The sequence below is a fragment of the Rufibacter soli genome (genome assembly GCF_054781795.1).
Genome location: NZ_BAAGTS010000002.1, coordinates 1,958,789 through 1,973,978 on the forward strand (window position 1 = coordinate 1,958,789; position 15,190 = coordinate 1,973,978).

At 50.2% G+C, this 15,190-nt stretch carries 12 protein-coding genes; 5 read left to right on the forward strand and 7 right to left on the reverse strand.

Annotation, left to right across the window (positions count from 1 at the left end; all coding sequences use genetic code 11):
* Window positions 1–22: 22 nt before the first annotated feature.
* Window positions 23–499 carry a toxin-antitoxin system YwqK family antitoxin gene (locus tag ACYVJQ_RS10110; RefSeq protein WP_460892953.1) on the reverse strand — a complete coding sequence of 159 codons (477 nt, stop codon included), beginning with the start codon at window positions 497–499 and terminating at the stop codon, window positions 23–25.
* Window positions 500–784: 285 nt separating this feature from the next.
* Here ACYVJQ_RS10110 and ACYVJQ_RS10115 point away from each other — a divergent pair, with 285 nt between their 5' ends.
* On the forward strand, window positions 785–2,110 hold the full coding sequence (locus tag ACYVJQ_RS10115) for a PhoH family protein (RefSeq protein ID WP_460893592.1): 1,326 nt from the start codon (window positions 785–787) through the stop codon (window positions 2,108–2,110).
* A gap of 157 nt (window positions 2,111–2,267) precedes the next feature.
* Here ACYVJQ_RS10115 and ACYVJQ_RS10120 read toward each other — a convergent pair whose 3' ends face one another.
* Both ACYVJQ_RS10120 and ACYVJQ_RS10125 read right to left on the reverse strand, forming a co-directional pair.
* Window positions 2,268–2,795, reverse strand: a complete 528-nt coding sequence (locus ACYVJQ_RS10120) for a DinB family protein (protein ID WP_460892954.1) — start codon at window positions 2,793–2,795, stop codon at window positions 2,268–2,270.
* 69 nt (window positions 2,796–2,864) lie between these two features.
* Window positions 2,865–3,617 (reverse strand): hypothetical protein, encoded by a 753-nt coding sequence (locus ACYVJQ_RS10125; protein ID WP_460892955.1) that lies wholly within the window; start codon window positions 3,615–3,617, stop codon window positions 2,865–2,867.
* 189 nt (window positions 3,618–3,806) lie between these two features.
* Between ACYVJQ_RS10125 and ACYVJQ_RS10130 the strand changes: the two genes are divergently transcribed.
* Both ACYVJQ_RS10130 and ACYVJQ_RS10135 read left to right on the forward strand, forming a co-directional pair.
* Entirely contained in the window at window positions 3,807–4,244 is a 438-nt protein-coding gene (locus tag ACYVJQ_RS10130; RefSeq protein ID WP_460892956.1) for a YkvA family protein, read from the forward strand.
* Window positions 4,245–4,435: 191 nt separating this feature from the next.
* Window positions 4,436–6,712 carry a S46 family peptidase gene (locus ACYVJQ_RS10135; RefSeq protein ID WP_460892957.1) on the forward strand — a complete coding sequence of 759 codons (2,277 nt, stop codon included), beginning with the start codon at window positions 4,436–4,438 and terminating at the stop codon, window positions 6,710–6,712.
* 53 nt (window positions 6,713–6,765) lie between these two features.
* Here the strand turns inward: ACYVJQ_RS10135 and ACYVJQ_RS10140 are convergent, their stop codons facing one another.
* The 3 genes from ACYVJQ_RS10140 to ACYVJQ_RS10150 all read right to left on the reverse strand — a co-directional run bounded on the left by ACYVJQ_RS10140 (window position 6,766) and on the right by ACYVJQ_RS10150 (window position 9,778).
* Complete coding sequence (locus tag ACYVJQ_RS10140; RefSeq protein ID WP_460892958.1) at window positions 6,766–7,227, reverse strand: type II toxin-antitoxin system RatA family toxin; 462 nt, start codon at window positions 7,225–7,227, stop codon at window positions 6,766–6,768.
* A 3-nt stretch (window positions 7,228–7,230) separates the two neighbouring features.
* Entirely contained in the window at window positions 7,231–8,115 is an 885-nt protein-coding gene (locus tag ACYVJQ_RS10145; protein ID WP_460892959.1) for an SDR family oxidoreductase, read from the reverse strand.
* 124 nt (window positions 8,116–8,239) lie between these two features.
* Window positions 8,240–9,778 (reverse strand): phytoene desaturase family protein, encoded by a 1,539-nt coding sequence (locus ACYVJQ_RS10150; protein ID WP_460892960.1) that lies wholly within the window; start codon window positions 9,776–9,778, stop codon window positions 8,240–8,242.
* On the opposite strand from ACYVJQ_RS10150, the gene ACYVJQ_RS10155 reads away from it, so the two are divergent.
* Together ACYVJQ_RS10155 and ACYVJQ_RS10160 are read left to right on the forward strand one after the other, a co-directional pair.
* Window positions 9,777–10,607: an SDR family oxidoreductase gene (locus tag ACYVJQ_RS10155; protein WP_460892961.1), complete on the forward strand. Its 831-nt coding sequence runs from the start codon at window positions 9,777–9,779 to the stop codon at window positions 10,605–10,607. The two genes, ACYVJQ_RS10150 and ACYVJQ_RS10155, sit on opposite strands and share 2 nt — an antisense overlap.
* Window positions 10,608–10,678: 71 nt before the next feature.
* Window positions 10,679–11,911, forward strand: a complete 1,233-nt coding sequence (locus ACYVJQ_RS10160; RefSeq protein WP_460892962.1) for a BaiN/RdsA family NAD(P)/FAD-dependent oxidoreductase — start codon at window positions 10,679–10,681, stop codon at window positions 11,909–11,911.
* Window positions 11,912–13,015: 1,104 nt separating this feature from the next.
* Here the strand turns inward: ACYVJQ_RS10160 and ACYVJQ_RS10165 are convergent.
* Window positions 13,016–14,923, reverse strand: a complete 1,908-nt coding sequence (locus tag ACYVJQ_RS10165; RefSeq protein WP_460892963.1) for a DEAD/DEAH box helicase — start codon at window positions 14,921–14,923, stop codon at window positions 13,016–13,018.
* Between the last annotated feature and the right edge of the window lie 267 nt (window positions 14,924–15,190).

Consider the following 15,190-nt stretch of genomic DNA (forward strand, 5'->3'; position numbering starts at 1 on the left):
AGTAGCCTCAAAACGGAAACCGCTATTGGGTCTTTTCTTTTTTGGTTACTATGGGGTCCTTTGACAAGGCTTTACCTTTGTTAAAGGATTTCCAGCCGCGCCAGGTCCCCGTGGAGTCATAGTATTGCCAGTCGCCGTGCCATTGATATTTCAGGTACCCGTTTTCCTCAAAGAGATAGGCCGTTCCCTGGTGTGACACCTTCCCATTGGGGTGGTAAAAAGTGGTCAGGACTTTCTTTTTGGCGGGCTTGTAGCGTTCCATCCGTTCCAGTTTCCCATCCTGGGAATAGGTTTTCCAGGTACCCCGCTCCTTCCCGTGGCTAAAGCGGCCTACATACATGAGCTGCTCTGGTTTATGGGAATAATATTCCCGCCATTTTCCGTGCCGGTCTCCCTTTTTACCTACCTGGTTCCATTTCCAGGGCCATACCACGGCCATGCTCTGAAAAGACAGGAACACCATAACCAGCAGTAGCCCTGCCTTCAATACTCTTCTCATATATTTTTCTTTTAGAACTGGCGCTTCTTCCCAGAAGAGAATGCTTTCTCCAGGCTCTTTCTACTAGTTTAAGATATTGCCCTCCAGACCATAGTAAACGAGGGAAGAACCTAAATTTAAAAGACAAAGTCAAGGTGCCAAGTTATCAATTCATTCGTTAGATTAGGTTTAGAATCACTGCCCCAACCGCGTGAGTACAGGGCAGCCCACCACACCCTAAAACCATTCCGCGTGAAAACACCTGCCACCTCCCGTAAACGCACCGCCAAGCCAGCCGGTGCAGCTATAGCCAAATCCAGCAAGGCTTTTGTTTTGGATACGTCAGTCATCCTGTATGACCACAGCGCGGTAGAGCATTTTGGCGAACATGATGTGGCTATTCCTATTACGGTGCTGGAGGAGCTGGACAACTTTAAAAAAGGCAATGACATCAAGAACTTTGAGGCCCGCGAATTCATCAGGTTCATAGATAACCTATCCACCGAACACATGCTGCAGACCTGGATTCCCTTGCCCGGCAGCAACAAGGGAAGGTTTAAGGTTTTGATGGGCAACGGCGCGCCTTTGGATGCCGAGAAAATTTTCAATGATGACAAAGCCGATCACAAGATTCTGAATGCCACACTTTCGCTACAGCACGAAATGCCGGACCATAAAGTGGTTCTGGTCACCAAAGACATTAACCTACGCCTGAAAGCCCGGGCCCTGAACCTTGCCGCCGAAGACTATGAAACCGGCAAAATCCATAACGTTTCTAACCTGTACCGGGGCAATGACCTGGTGGAGGATATTCCGCAGACCGTTATCACGCAACTATATGACCAGGGCGTTTGCCCCGTAGACGAAGCCTTACCCAACCCGCCTTTAGACAACCATTACTTTATTCTGCGCAGCACAAAATCATCTGCCTTAGCCTATTATAACCCACAAGATAGAGCGCTGGAGCGGGTAGATAAGTTAACGGCCGTGGGCGTGAAACCCCGAAATGCAGAACAGACTTTCGCACTTCATGCCATCCTGCACCCAGACATTAAATTGGTTTCTATACAAGGCGTGGCCGGAACAGGAAAGACTTTGCTGGCTTTGGCCGGGGCCCTGGAACAGCGCGAGGTGTACCGGCAGATTTACCTTGCCCGCCCCATTGTTCCCTTAAGTAACCGCGACCTGGGCTTTCTGCCCGGCGATGCCAACTCCAAGATTGCGCCCTACATGGAGCCCCTTTGGGACAACCTTAAATTCATCCAGAACCAATACCCGGAGCACAGCCGCGAAAGCAACCGCATCAAGGAAATGGTAGACGATGAACGCTTGGTCATTACCCCGCTCGCCTACATAAGGGGACGAAGCCTTTCTAACATTATCTTTATTGTAGACGAGGCCCAGAACCTGACCCCGCACGAAATCAAAACCATAATTTCCCGGGCGGGTGAAAACACCAAAATCATTTTCACCGGGGATATTTACCAGATTGACACCCCTTACCTGGACTCCCAAAGCAATGGCCTCTCCTACTTGATTGACAAAGTTAAAAACCACCCGCTCTACGCCCACGTGACCCTCCAGCGCGGCGAACGCTCAGAACTTGCCAATCTGGCGAATGACCTTCTTTAATTGCTGATTGTTAATTGCTGATTGTTTTAAAGTTTAAATAAAGAAACCCGTTTTGAGCCTGTTTTTGGAAAAACAGGCTCAAAACGGGTTTCTTGTTTCCTGCCATTGGTAAGTGCTCCTTTGAAAAAGCAATCAACAATTAACAACCAACAATTAATTAAAGCTTTACCAGGTAACGCACTTTTAAGATGTTAAGGTGGTGGCGCTCATGGCCAGCAATAATAAAAGCGAGACTGGCCACGGTAACGGGTTGGCCGTTGGCGTTTCCCCGGCGGCTGAAGGCGGCTTCCGGGAGGGTTTCTAACAAGGAAATAGTGGCAGCCCTGATCGCCTGATGCTCTGCCAGAAGCCCGGCCAGGGTCCTTTCCTCAAAGTAGGCATTGCGCACGTAGTCATTTTCATCAAAACCGGGCAAAGGGGCTTGCTCGCCCCGGGCGATGCAGAGGGCACGGTAAGCCATAATGCGTTCCGTGTCGTTCATGTGGCCCAGCAATTGTTTAATGCTCCATTTACCGGGTTCATAGGAGAAATCGGCTTCATTGGCGCTGACGCGGCCAAAAAGCTGGTTCACCTCCTGTTGCTGTTTTTGAAGCAGGTCCAGCACTTCGGCCTGTTCAGGAATGGTCTGGATGTAAGACGTATAATATTCGGCGTAATCTCCGGGTAGGGGTCTTGGTATTATCACAGTAGCGGCTAGGGTTAAAGTTGGTGGAACAAGCGAATCAATTATTTTTATCTGCCTCCATACGCACAATTACTGCCCCTGGACGGTTTCAAAGATTTCTTTTACGTTTTCCTTCTCTTTTTTAACCGCTTCTTTTTTGGTTAAGATATCTCGCCGAAGCTTGTCCTGCTTTTCCAGGTAAGGACGTAACTGCTCACTGGGGGTAAACGTGATCTGTTGGACGGAAGAATTTTCATCGTCTAATTTTATGTCCTGAATATCGCAGCGCAACGCTTCCAGTTCCCGAAGAATGGCTTTGAACTTGCTGCGGGTGCCATTGAACCGGTAAGTGTATGTATCGGCTTCCCGCAACCCATACCGGGTATAGGCCCCGGCCAGAAAAGAGGCCTTTTCCTGCGGGGTCTTAAAGGCGTTGGTCTTCATGGTACCTACGTACACCTTCTGATTGGCCTCATTTACGTCTTTCTCCCATTTAAAGGAATAGGCATCGTTCACTTTATCGGCTAGCCGCTCTGAGTACATGAGTTTGAATTCATGGCAGTAAAAGCAATTCTTCTGCTCCCAGCTCTCTAAAGAGAGCAGAATCTTGTCATAAGTCTTTTTATTATAGGTGGTTACCAGAGAGTCTAGGTACAGGAGCAACTTGGCTTCAGTCTGATGGAATTTATCAATATAGATGGCCTCTTTGGGGTTGTCCTTCACCCATTGCCTTCCTTTAGAGTCTTCCACCAACCCAATTACGTAAGGTTCTATGAGAACTTTCTGGGCGTTGACCTGCAAAAAACCAAGGAGAAGAAACAATGAGAGTAAAATCCTTTTCATGCGCAACGGTTTCAGTCTAAGGTTTATAAATAGGCCGTTAAATATAGAAATTTATAATATTCTATCGGGCAGGATGCCTCCGTTTCTGGCCTGATTTTTAAAAACCAGGCAAAAACCAGCCAGAATTTATCCAGATGCGGCGCCTAACCGTATATGCAGCAAAAATCTTCTGACTTTAACGCTATCAATATGAGCTCACTTGCAGACAAAGGATTAAGCATTTCTAAAAACGCTTTTTTTAAATACATGCTTTCTAAGGCCACCGGCCTAATGGGGAAACCCGTGAAAATTGGCTTGCTGTTGACCACCGCGTATGAGAAACTGAAAGACTCTAACAGCAATGAAAGCGGCGTGGACCAGATCAAGGATATCATGTTCCGGTTCATACGTTTGGTAAAAGCCTATTTCAACGGCACCTATCGTGACATCAACACTAAGTCCATGCTGTTAGGTGTGGCGGTGCTGTTGTACGTGGCCACGCCCCTAGACCTTATCCCAGATTTTATTCCTATCCTGGGCTTCGCCGATGACCTGAGCCTGATGGCCTGGTTTATCTCAGCCTTCCAGGAAGAGCTGCAGAAGTTCCAGTTATGGGAAGACAGCACCGAGGCCGTGGGCCACTCCTAAATTTCTTCTAGTTTCCTAGCCAGAACGGGCGTCCTGTTTTGAGGTTGTTTTTGCAAAAACGGCCCCAAAACAGGACGCTTCTTTTATATCCATTACTACGGGTGCGTTTAAGTCTGCCCTACTCTCCCTTTCAATTAGTGTTCCTAGCGGCTGTTTACTATTTTTGAGCTGACTCAATTAACAACTAACGTATGTTCAATCGCAAGCAATTTTGCCTTTGGGTACTGTTAGCGCTGGGTTCTTTCACTGCCACTGCCGATGAAGGTATGTGGCTGCCTATGTTGCTCAAGCAACTCAACGAGGCAGACATGCAGAAGAGAGGAATGCGCCTAACTGCCGAAGACATTTACAGTATCAACAAATCAAGCCTGAAAGACGCCATTGTGCAGTTTGGCGGCGGCTGTACCGGAGAGATCATCTCTAACCAGGGACTTCTGCTTACCAACCACCACTGCGGCTACGGCCAGATTCAGTCACATAGCTCGGTAGAGAATGACTATCTTACCAACGGTTTCTGGGCCATGACCCGCGCCGAGGAAAAACCTAACCCGGGCCTCACCGCCACGTTCATTGTGCGCATGGAAGACGTGACCAAACAGATTCTGGGCGACGTTCCTGCCAACCTTCCCGAGGCAGAGCGTGAGAAACAAGTGCAGGCCAACATCAAGAAAGTACAGGCCGCCACAACGGCTGGTACGCACTATGATGCCATCATCCGGCCGTTCTTCTATGGCAAGGAGTACTACATGTATGTAACTGAAACTTTCAAAGACATTAGAATGGTGGGCGCTCCGCCCGAAAGCATTGGTAAATTTGGGGGCGACACAGATAACTGGATGTGGCCCCGCCATACCGGTGACTTCTCGCTGTTCCGGATTTACGCCGGTCCAGACAACAAGCCCGCCGAGTATTCGCCTAACAACAAGCCCTACACACCAAAACACCACTTGCCAATTTCCCTGTCAGGCATTAACCCGGGTGATTTTACCATGGTGTTCGGTTTCCCAGGCAGAACCACAGAATATCTCCCTTCCCAAGCAGTGCGGGAGATCATGGAAATTTCTGACCCGGCCAAGGTGAAAATCAGAACTATGAAACTGGGCCTTCTGGACCAGGACATGAAAGCTGATCCTAAGGTACGCATCCAGTACGCAGCCAAATATGCCAGCGTGAGCAATGCCCATAAGAAATGGATAGGTGAAATGCGCGGTTTGAAAAAGCTGGACGCCATCACCAAAAAACAGGAGCAGGAACGGCAGTTCGCCGCTTGGGTAGCCCAGGAAACCGGCCGGAAGGCTGAATACGGTCAGGTGCTGCCCCAGTTTGAGCAGAACTACGCCCAACTAGCCAAAGGACCCACCCTGGCCCGTGATTATTTCAATGAGGCCGTGTTAGGCGTGGAGTTACTAAATTATGCCCAAGCCTATGCCAACCTGTCTAATACCATCCAGAAGGCAGACCCGGCCTCTTTAGACGCCGCTACCTTTCAGAAAGAGGTAGACAAACTAAGCAAGGGAGCTACCGGTTTCTTCAAGAACTACAACCTGCCAACTGACCAAAAACTGTTTGTTAACCTGTTGCAGCTGTACGTGAAAGACCTGGATGCGCAATATGTACCTTCCATCCTGCAGACCGTAGCAAAAAACTATAAAGGAAACTGGGATGCGTACGCCAATTACGTGTATAGCGCGTCTAACCTTTCATCACTGGACAAAGTGCAGGACCTATTGAAACTTCCAGCAGGGAAACTACAGGCCAAATTACTGGCAGACCCCGCCGTGCAGTTGATCAATGCCTTCTCCAGCATCTACCGCACCAATGTCTTGCCTACGTACACCGCGTTAACAGACCAGAACACGCTCCTGAACCGTACGTACCTGCAAGGCCTGCGCGAGATGCAGAAAGACCGCAAGTTCTACCCAGATGCCAACTCCACCCTGCGCGTTTCTTTTGGCCAGGTGGATACTTACAAACCCGCCGATGGCGTGACGTATGACTATTACACTACCCTGGAAGGCATCATGGAGAAGGAAGACCCCACCATCCCGGACTATAAGGTACCAGCTAAACTGAAGGAACTGTACCTGAAAAAAGACTACGGTCCGTATGGTGTGAACGGGAAGATGCCAGTGGCTTTCATTGCCTCTAACCACACCACCGGCGGTAACTCAGGTTCACCGGTGATCAACTCCCGTGGGGAACTTATAGGAACCAACTTTGACCGTAACTGGGAAGGCACTATGTCTGACATTATGTATGACCCTGACCGGGTCCGCAACATCAGCCTGGATGCCCGTTACTTCCTGTTTATTGTTGACAAGTTTGCCGGTGCTGGTCACCTGGTAAAGGAAATGACCTTGGTGAACAATGGTCCGCAGCAACCTGCACCTTCAGACGTAACCGTTAAAACGGAAACCAAAGTGAAGAAGGACAAGAAGAAAACCAAGATCAAGGAGAAAGTTGACTAAGCTAGTTTAGCCCTCTTTTAGCAAAAATAGCCCGGAAACGCTCCGGGCTATTTTTATTTCTGCCAAAGGCCATTCTCTACGGCCGCTTTAAAATACTGCAACCTATTATTGATGTCTGCCTGCAAAAGCCACTTAAGAAATGGCTGAAAAACCCATCTTCCTACGGTACCAAATTTGGGCTGAAAATTATACCTGAAGTAAACCGTTGTATACCTGTCATCTACTTGTTTAAAACGCCAACTACCCGAAAACTTTTGAAAGACCCATGGTCCTTTGGTCATTTCCATAGCTACTTGTTTTGGAGGATGAAAGCTGATATACCGCACTGTCATTCCAATGCCTTTCCTGCTTTCACAATAGGCCTCTACTCCTTTTCCGGCTACAGTTTCTTCGTGTTCTAATCTGGCAACCCGCAGATATTTGTCCCATTGCAGACGCATATCATAATCCTGTGACCACCAGAATAATTGTACTGCCGGGGCCTGAATTACCACAGATCCTTCCAGGGTGGACATACTCTATTCTTTCTCTTTTTTGCCGCGCACCATCTGCTCAATGGTATCCCACATTTCCTGTGGTACTTGGTCCAGGTAATTGAACTCACCGCCACCGTAAAGCCACTCGCCCCCGTCAATGGTCACTACTTCCCCATTAATGTAGGCTGAATAATCTGAGATAAGGTACGCGGCCAGGTTAGCCAATTCCTGGTGTTGGCCGTAGCGCTTCACCGGTATCCGGTTCAAAGGATCTAGTTTTTTGGCCAGCGCCTCTGGGAACAAACGGCTCCAGGCGCCCTCCGTGGGGAATGGTCCTGGCGCAATGGCGTTAGACCGGATACCGTATTTGGCCCACTCAGCAGCCAGGGACCGGGTCATGGCCAGTACCCCCGCTTTGGCGGTTGCCGAGGGCACCACGTAGCCAGAGCCAGTCCAGGCGTAGGTAGTGACAATGTTAAGGATAGTGCCAGGCTGTTCGTTTTCAATCCAGTGCTTGCCCAGGGTAAGAGTACAGTTGTAGCTGCCTTTGAGCACAATGTCTACAATCACATCAAAAGCCTTAGGCGATAAGCGCTCTGTGGGGCTGATGAAATTGCCGGCCGCATTGTTCAACAAAGCATGTACGGCGCCGAACTTGTCTAGGGTGGCTTTGAGCATGGCCTCTACCTCCAGGGGCTTGCGCACGTCACAGGCCACGGGCAAAACCTGGCCACCGGTTTTCTCTTCCATTTCCCTTGCAGACTGCTCCAGCACATCCATTTTACGGCTAGTGATGACCAGGTTTGCGCCCAGAGCCAGAAAATACAGGCCCATAGATTTTCCCAGCCCGGTTCCACCGCCGGTAATAATGATTGTTTTCCCTTTCAGCGCATTGTCACGCAACATTGGTTCAGTATAGGAGGCCATAGTCAATTCAGTTAAGGAGAAGGAAAGTTAACAGTTCTGGATTAGGTTGTATGCTTTAGCGCAAAGTCTTTTACTGGATTTATCAGAAACAGGATCTAACAAAATTGAGCAAGGAATCCCCCCGTTAGAAATGGTCCCGCAAAAGCTTTTTAGCGGCAATTATCCCACTCAGACACACGCCGGGAATGCCCTGCCCCGGGTAGACGGTGTCACCGCAGAGGTAGGCTTTCTGACCATCTAAGCGGGCATCTTTCATTTGCCAGGGTTTTATGCGTTGGTACTGGGGGTAGCCGCCTACCTGGCCCCACTCCCTCCCGGTCCACTCTATCCAGGCCCCAGGGGTAGCGGCTTGCACAAAATGCACGGCTTCCTCCTTAAAAAATCCCTGCTCCGCCAGAAACCGCACCACCCATTTCTCCAACTCTCGTTTCTGCGAAATCCAGGTAGTGTGGGGATGGTGCACGTGCGTGCTCACGGCTGCCACGCATTTCCCCTTGGGGCCCCTAACCTCATCCTCTGGGTGGCTAAGGCTCACAAATATACTGTCGCTTCCTATAAACGGAACCCCTCCTGGTACATGCAATTGGTGGTGCAAAACTTCTGGCGTAGCGGGTGTTCTCTCAAAGACAATCCCCCAGGTTACCGCGCCATTCACCTCTTGTGCGGACAACAGATAGGACTTTAGTTTTTGCTGTATTTTCCAGTCCTGAAAAAGAGAATGCACATTGTTTAATGGTACGTTAAACAACACGTACTCCGCTTGTATTACCCCTTTATCAGTGGTGACTTCATATCCTCCTTGAGGCAACCGCCCTACTTTCTGCACTACTCTTCCGTACAACATTTGCCCTTGGCGTTGCTCCAGGTACTGCACTATGCTTTCCGCCAATTGTCTGAGCCCGCCGGGTAGGTAGTAGTTGCCATACAGGGTGTAACACAGGGCGGTGGCCCCGAACAAGACGTTTACTTCTGAATGGATATTCTGGGCCGTGATCAGCAGTTGCTGGTCCACAAACTGCACAAACCGTTCGTTTTCCAATAACCCATGCCGGGACAGCAAATCCCGCATGGTATTAAAAGCCAGTGGAACTAAACCAATCTGCTCCAACCGCACCGATTTGGCCGCCTCCCAGACATCAGAAACGTTACTAAACGGAAAACTCACTTGTTTCAGGGAGGTACGCCAGACTTTCCGGCTGATGGCGTAGCAGGTTTCCCAGAACGCCCTTTGGCCTTTTGGCCCGAAAACCCGTTCCGCCTCTGTGATCCAATTCTCCAGATCTGGATACCGGGTAATGACCGTCCCATCTGTCAGTCGTATCTGCATGGGGGTCTCTAACCGAAGGGCCGGGAGTTGGATGCCCGTTTGGTCCAGGAGATAACGCAGGGGCATGTCCGGGTCTAGTCCAACCAACGTGGTGGCGCCGGTTTCAAACCAATAGCCTTTGCGTTTGTAGGAAGAAGCGCAGCCGCCTGGGTATTTGTTCTGCTCTATAACGGCTACCTGCAGACCTTTTTGGGCCAAGAGCGCAGCCGCCGTAAGTCCGCCAAACCCAGCGCCAATAATAGCAACCTGTACCTTCTTTATCTCCATGTAAAAGCAGAAACCAATTCCGGCGGGTTTTGTTGCGTCGCTGCCCGCTAGCTGCGTTCTTTGTGCCATGGCAACAAAAACAATTAGCGTGATGGGCTGTGGCTGGCTGGGATTACCCTTAGCCGAAAAGCTGGTAAACATGGGCTACCAGGTGAAGGGCTCCACCACCACCACTCCCAGTAAAATAGCCGTACTCCAGGAAAAAGGCATCCAGCCGTTTTTGCTGTCTTTTCCGGAAAACATGCTCCAAACAGATTTGCAGGAGTTCTTAACCGCAGATGTCTTAGTTTTCAACCTTCCGCCCTCCAAATCTTCTTCAGGGGCAAACACTTATGAGGAGCTACTTACCACCGTGCTGGAAGCCCGGCCCGCTACTTTACAAGCCATTGTTTTCGTTTCCTCCACCTCAGTTTACCCAGACCTAAACCGCGAAGTCTATGAAAAGGACGCCGTGGCCTCACCGGAGGCTTCTTCCCTCATGCTGCGTTGCGAATATCGAGTGCAACATTCACCTGAGGTAAGTTCCACAATTATTCGCTTCGGCGGATTAATGGGCGGTTCCCGACACCCGGGCCGGTTTCTGGCAGGCAAAACCGAAGTACCCAATCCTACGGGGCCCGTGAACATGATTCACCTTACTGATTGCGTAAACCTATTATCTGACATTATCCGGCTAGAAAAATGGGGCTATATCTTTAACGCCAGCGCCCCGAAGCATCCCTCCAGAGAAGAATTTTATACCATGGCGGCCCACCAAGCAGGGTTGGTTCCCCCTGTTTTCTCCCATCAAGGAGAGAGTAGCTTCAAAATCATCAACAGCGATCTTCTCCAAAAAGAACTTAACTTCTCTTTCCAATTCCCAGACCCGATTCAGTGCCTGGCTTCTCCTGAGTTTTAAAGCGCGGTTAGCCTCACACCAAACCCGACTGCCATTTTTTGCCTATTTTTGTGCTGTAAAGGCTAAAATAGATGCAGGAAACAATAGTAGTGATTGGGGGCGGAGCGGCCGGATTTTTTGGGGCCATCACCTGCGCTGAAGCGAATCCTGCTTTGCGCGTAATATTGCTGGAGAAAACCACCAAGCTCCTTTCTAAAGTTAGGGTTTCGGGTGGCGGAAGATGCAATGTGACCCACGCCTGTTTCCAGCCTTCTGTTTTTGCACAACAATACCCCAGAGGCCAAAAAGTCCTCAAAAAGCTACTGCCCCTGTTTAGTGCCCAGGATACCGTCCATTGGTTTGAAAAGCGCGGTGTACAACTAAAAACCGAACCTGATGGCCGGATGTTCCCGCAGTCCAACACCTCAGAAACAATCGTGGACTGCCTCCTGCAGACGGCTCGTCAGGCGGGGGTAGACATTAGGACCGGCGTAGGCGTCAATGCCCTTCATGTAACTGAAAAGTCACCCAAATTCTCTCTGGACTTAAGCAGCGGAGAAACAGTTACGGCTTCCAAAGTATTAGTGGCCACCGGGGGAAATGCCAAACCCGAGAGCTACCAATGGCTCCAGCAACTGGGTCATACCATAGAAGCACCCTTACCCTCCCTTTTCACGCTGAACGTCCCCAATTCCCCCTTCAAAGATCTCATGGGCGTAGCCGTACCAAAGGCCAAAATCAAATTAACCGGCCAAAAACTTGAAACCGAAGGACCTTTGCTCATCACCCATTGGGGTTTAAGTGGCCCGGCGGTGTTACGCTTCTCTGCATGGGGCGCCAAACTTATGTACAGCCTGCATTACACCGGCTCAGCCCTGGTCAATTGGGTCCCAGATGAAACCGAGGACCAAGTCCGTGCCCAGCTTCTCCAACAACGGCAAGCTTCCCCCCGCAAGACTGTCTTCGCTAACCCTCTCTTCCAACTTCCTACCCGCCTTTGGCAGCGCCTCTGCGAACTAGCCGAAGTCCCGGAAACCGTCATTTGGGCAGACCTGCCCGGTAAAGCTCAAAACAAACTAATTGAACTGTTGGTTAGAACTCCCTTCGCGGTGAAAGGCAAGACTACTTTTAAGGAAGAGTTTGTCACCTGCGGCGGCATTAAACTGGAAGAATTGCACCTAGAGCGAATGGAAAGCCGCCTGCATCCCGGATTGTTTTTCGCCGGGGAAGTAGTGGACATTGACGGGATCACAGGAGGCTTTAATTTCCAGGCCGCCTGGACTGGGGGGTATTTGGCTGGGAAGGCCATGGCGGAAGGATGGTAATGCTAAGGGGTATTAACTTGCAGTTGGCTTAGACTTCCTATTTTTAAAATCCTTTTCCCGCCTGCTGCTGGCGTGGTGAGCGCTTTCGCCTTAAGTCCTTATACTGTAATGTTGCATGGTTTCCCTCCGAGCGCTCACGGCCGCGGGGCCCCGTCTTTCCCCCTCGCACTGCCCTTGCGGCCGAGTTGCCTTCTTCCCTTAGTATAGCTATTGCAGGGCCACAAGCGAGGCGCTCGAAGTAAAGACTGGAACTGGGAAATGCGTAACGACGGAGATTTGGGTAGAGGTTGATGGCGTTTGGGGCACGTTTTTGGAAAAACAGGCTCAAAACGCACTACTGCCCGACAATCCTTTATACCGCTTACTAATCGCTGACTCCCCCCTTGAGGATTGCCCAAACGAGAATTTGAGGCAGCGAGCGAAGCTCTGAAGAGGGGTGTTAACACAGGGGAGCACACATATTGATACAACTGGCACAGACACTCGTAGGAGCTGCGCGCACTACGAGGTCTTCTGAGCCACCGCCTCCCTAACTTAACCAGACTTTCTTCTTCCGCCCCCGGGCGATGCACGCCTTGCAACGGACCTACCAGCGATAGGACCATGTGCCCTAGACCTTGCGGAGGACCGCCACCGCGTAGCCCGAAGCATGGGCAGGGGCAAGCAATGACCTTGCAATTAGTAAAGGCCTCAGCTCCCTACGAAGCAGAAGGCTTTCACCCGGTGGTACCTTCCTGAAGCCCCGCCTGTCTGAGCGGCAGCGAGTTCGGGGCTTCTTGATTCTTTTGGTTAGGTTGAGCATCAAGGAGAAAAGTGACACACGCGGGCAGGACGCCACCTCCGCCTTGAGGCTTGGCAGGAAAGGAAATGGACATTAACAGCTAAATGTCAAATGGAAAGGCAGGCTGGATCGTTGGCCCCTGAGAACATCAACAACGGCGAATTTAAAACTTTACTTTCCTTGAGGTAGGTACAAAAAATAAACGCAGCATTCTTAGTGCTGCGTTTATTTTAAAACAGATACTAAACCCTTTATTAACTTTTAAGCTCTGTCCCTATCTTATACGGGGGCTTTAAAAGAGGGTTATCCTTTTTGAAAATATTTTAGTAATCTCTTCTTTTTCTCTCCCGGAAGCTTCCGCCGCCACCGCTGCTGCGGCCACCACGATCACCTCCGCCAAAGCGGCTTCCGCCAGTGCTGCCACCACGGTCACGGTCTCCACCGTAGCTACCGCCACGGTTTCCGCCGCCATAGCCGCCTCTGTCACCGCCACGGTCACGGTCTCCGCCGTAGCCGCCTCTGCTGCCACCACGATCACCGCCTCGGTCTCTGTCGCCACCGCGGTTATTGAACGGACCATCATAGAATTTCTTTCTAGGGCGGTCTTCCAGTTCCTGCAGTTCACGTCCACCTTCGGCAGGGTCCATGTTCTTCTTCTCAGCCTTCTGGAATTTCACGGTCATACCGTTGATTTCCGTTACAGAAAGGCGCTCCAAGATTTCAGGGGTATATTCGGTGGGTACTTCAATAAAGCTAAACCGGTCATATAAATCAATATCGCCTACCTTATTACCAGGAATGCTGGTGCTGTTGGTCAGGATATCAACTAAGTCTTTGGGGTGCAGGCGATCCTTCTTGCCTAAAGTCACGAACAGACGGTCAAAACCAGGTTTAGGGCCTCCTTTGGCCTCACCGGCCTCGGCGCTCTTCTCCTTGTTTTTAGTGTCTTTCATCACCATTTTCAGAAGGGCGGCGGCAATGTCCATAGTAGTCAAGTCCTGGTCAACCAGGCGCTCAATCTTGAGGATATGCTTGGCTAGTCCGCCTTTGGCGATGACTTCTTTCACCTGGTCTAAAACCAAAGTTGTACGCACCTCGGCTACATCTTCATAGGTAGGTACGTTCTGACGGATGATTTTGGCTTTGGTGAAGCGCTCAATGTCACGCAGTTTATAAAGGTCACGGCCAGCTACAAAAGAGAAAGCTTTACCAGACTTACCGGCACGACCAGTACGGCCAATACGGTGAACGTAGCTTTCGTCATCCTGCGGAAGGTCATAGTTGATCACCGCTTCTACGTTGTCAACGTCAATACCACGGGCTGCTACGTCGGTGGCCACCAGAATCTCCAGGGTACCGGCTTTGAACTTGCCCATCACGTTGTTACGCTGGTTCTGGTTCAAGTCACCGTGCAACCCGTCTGCGAAATAGCCGCGGGCCTGTAGGTGTCCTACCAGCTCGTCTACCATGCGTTTGGTGTTACAGAAGATGATCACCACCTTGAAGTTGTACATGTCAATCAGGCGGGTGGTCACCTCCATTTTACCGCCGCTACGTACCTCAAAGTACACCTGCTCTATGTTGGTCACGGTCAGCTGCTGCTGGGTCACCTTCACTATTTCAGGGTTGGTTTGGTACTTGCGTGTCAGCTCCATGATGGGCTTGCTCATAGTAGCGGAGAAGAATACCGTCTGGCGGTCTTCAGGCATATGGCTCAGGACAAACTCAATGTCTTCTCTGAAACCCATGTCCAACATCTCATCAGCCTCATCAAGGATAATGGTTTTGGTGGTTTCCAGTTTCAGGGTGCCTCTTTCAATGTGGTCCATTACGCGGCCGGGTGTCCCGATCACGATCTGTACCCCTTGTCTAAGGGCGCGTAACTGGCGCTCATAAGGCTGGCCGCCATAGATAGGCACTACGCTGATGCCTTTTTTGTATTTAACTAGTTTCTGTATCTCCTCTGATACCTGAATAGCCAACTCACGGGTTGGACAAAGGATAAGCGCCTGTACCTCGCGGTTGTTAGGATCAATCCCTTCAATGGTTGGGATTGAGAAGGCGGCGGTTTTACCTGTACCGGTTTGGGCTTGCCCGATAACGTCGCGGCCTTCCAACAAAACAGGAATGGCGGCAGTCTGGATAGGAGAAGCTTCTTCGTAACCTAAGTCCACGATAGCGCGCTGGATTTCTTCCGACAACGGAAGCTCCTGGAATTTAATTCTTTCCATTAATTTTTGATAGTGTTTTATAAATGCAATACACCTGCCCTAGGGTATTCGTCATTTATCAAGATTTCGTTGCGGGAACCCGCACAGAGGTTTGCTTGAGAAGTGCCTTATTGCCAAAAAATGAGACCAAACGGAGTCTCGGCGTGTATTGTGGGGCAAAGGTACGCAAATTTATAGCACGTTCCTAATATTCTCAGGATTTGCCGTTCTTACTGCTATAGGTAAGTGCCTAAACGGGAACTACTTTGCTAAAAAAATGGCTAATAG

Excerpts from the sequence above, each read along its gene's own strand:
- ACYVJQ_RS10110 (WP_460892953.1), bottom strand. The coding sequence starts at position 499 with ATGAGAAGAGTATTGAAGGCAGGGCTACTGCTGGTTATGGTGTTCCTG.
- ACYVJQ_RS10125 (WP_460892955.1), bottom strand. The coding sequence starts at position 3,617 with ATGAAAAGGATTTTACTCTCATTGTTTCTTCTCCTTGGTTTTTTGCAG.
- ACYVJQ_RS10130 (WP_460892956.1), top strand. The coding sequence starts at position 3,807 with ATGAGCTCACTTGCAGACAAAGGATTAAGCATTTCTAAAAACGCTTTT.
- ACYVJQ_RS10135 (WP_460892957.1), top strand. The coding sequence starts at position 4,436 with ATGTTCAATCGCAAGCAATTTTGCCTTTGGGTACTGTTAGCGCTGGGT.
- ACYVJQ_RS10140 (WP_460892958.1), bottom strand. The coding sequence starts at position 7,227 with ATGTCCACCCTGGAAGGATCTGTGGTAATTCAGGCCCCGGCAGTACAA.
- ACYVJQ_RS10145 (WP_460892959.1), bottom strand. The coding sequence starts at position 8,115 with ATGGCCTCCTATACTGAACCAATGTTGCGTGACAATGCGCTGAAAGGG.
- ACYVJQ_RS10155 (WP_460892961.1), top strand. The coding sequence starts at position 9,777 with ATGGCAACAAAAACAATTAGCGTGATGGGCTGTGGCTGGCTGGGATTA.
- ACYVJQ_RS10150 (WP_460892960.1), bottom strand. The coding sequence starts at position 9,778 with ATGGCACAAAGAACGCAGCTAGCGGGCAGCGACGCAACAAAACCCGCC.
- ACYVJQ_RS10160 (WP_460892962.1), top strand. The coding sequence starts at position 10,679 with ATGCAGGAAACAATAGTAGTGATTGGGGGCGGAGCGGCCGGATTTTTT.
- ACYVJQ_RS10165 (WP_460892963.1), bottom strand. The coding sequence starts at position 14,923 with ATGGAAAGAATTAAATTCCAGGAGCTTCCGTTGTCGGAAGAAATCCAG.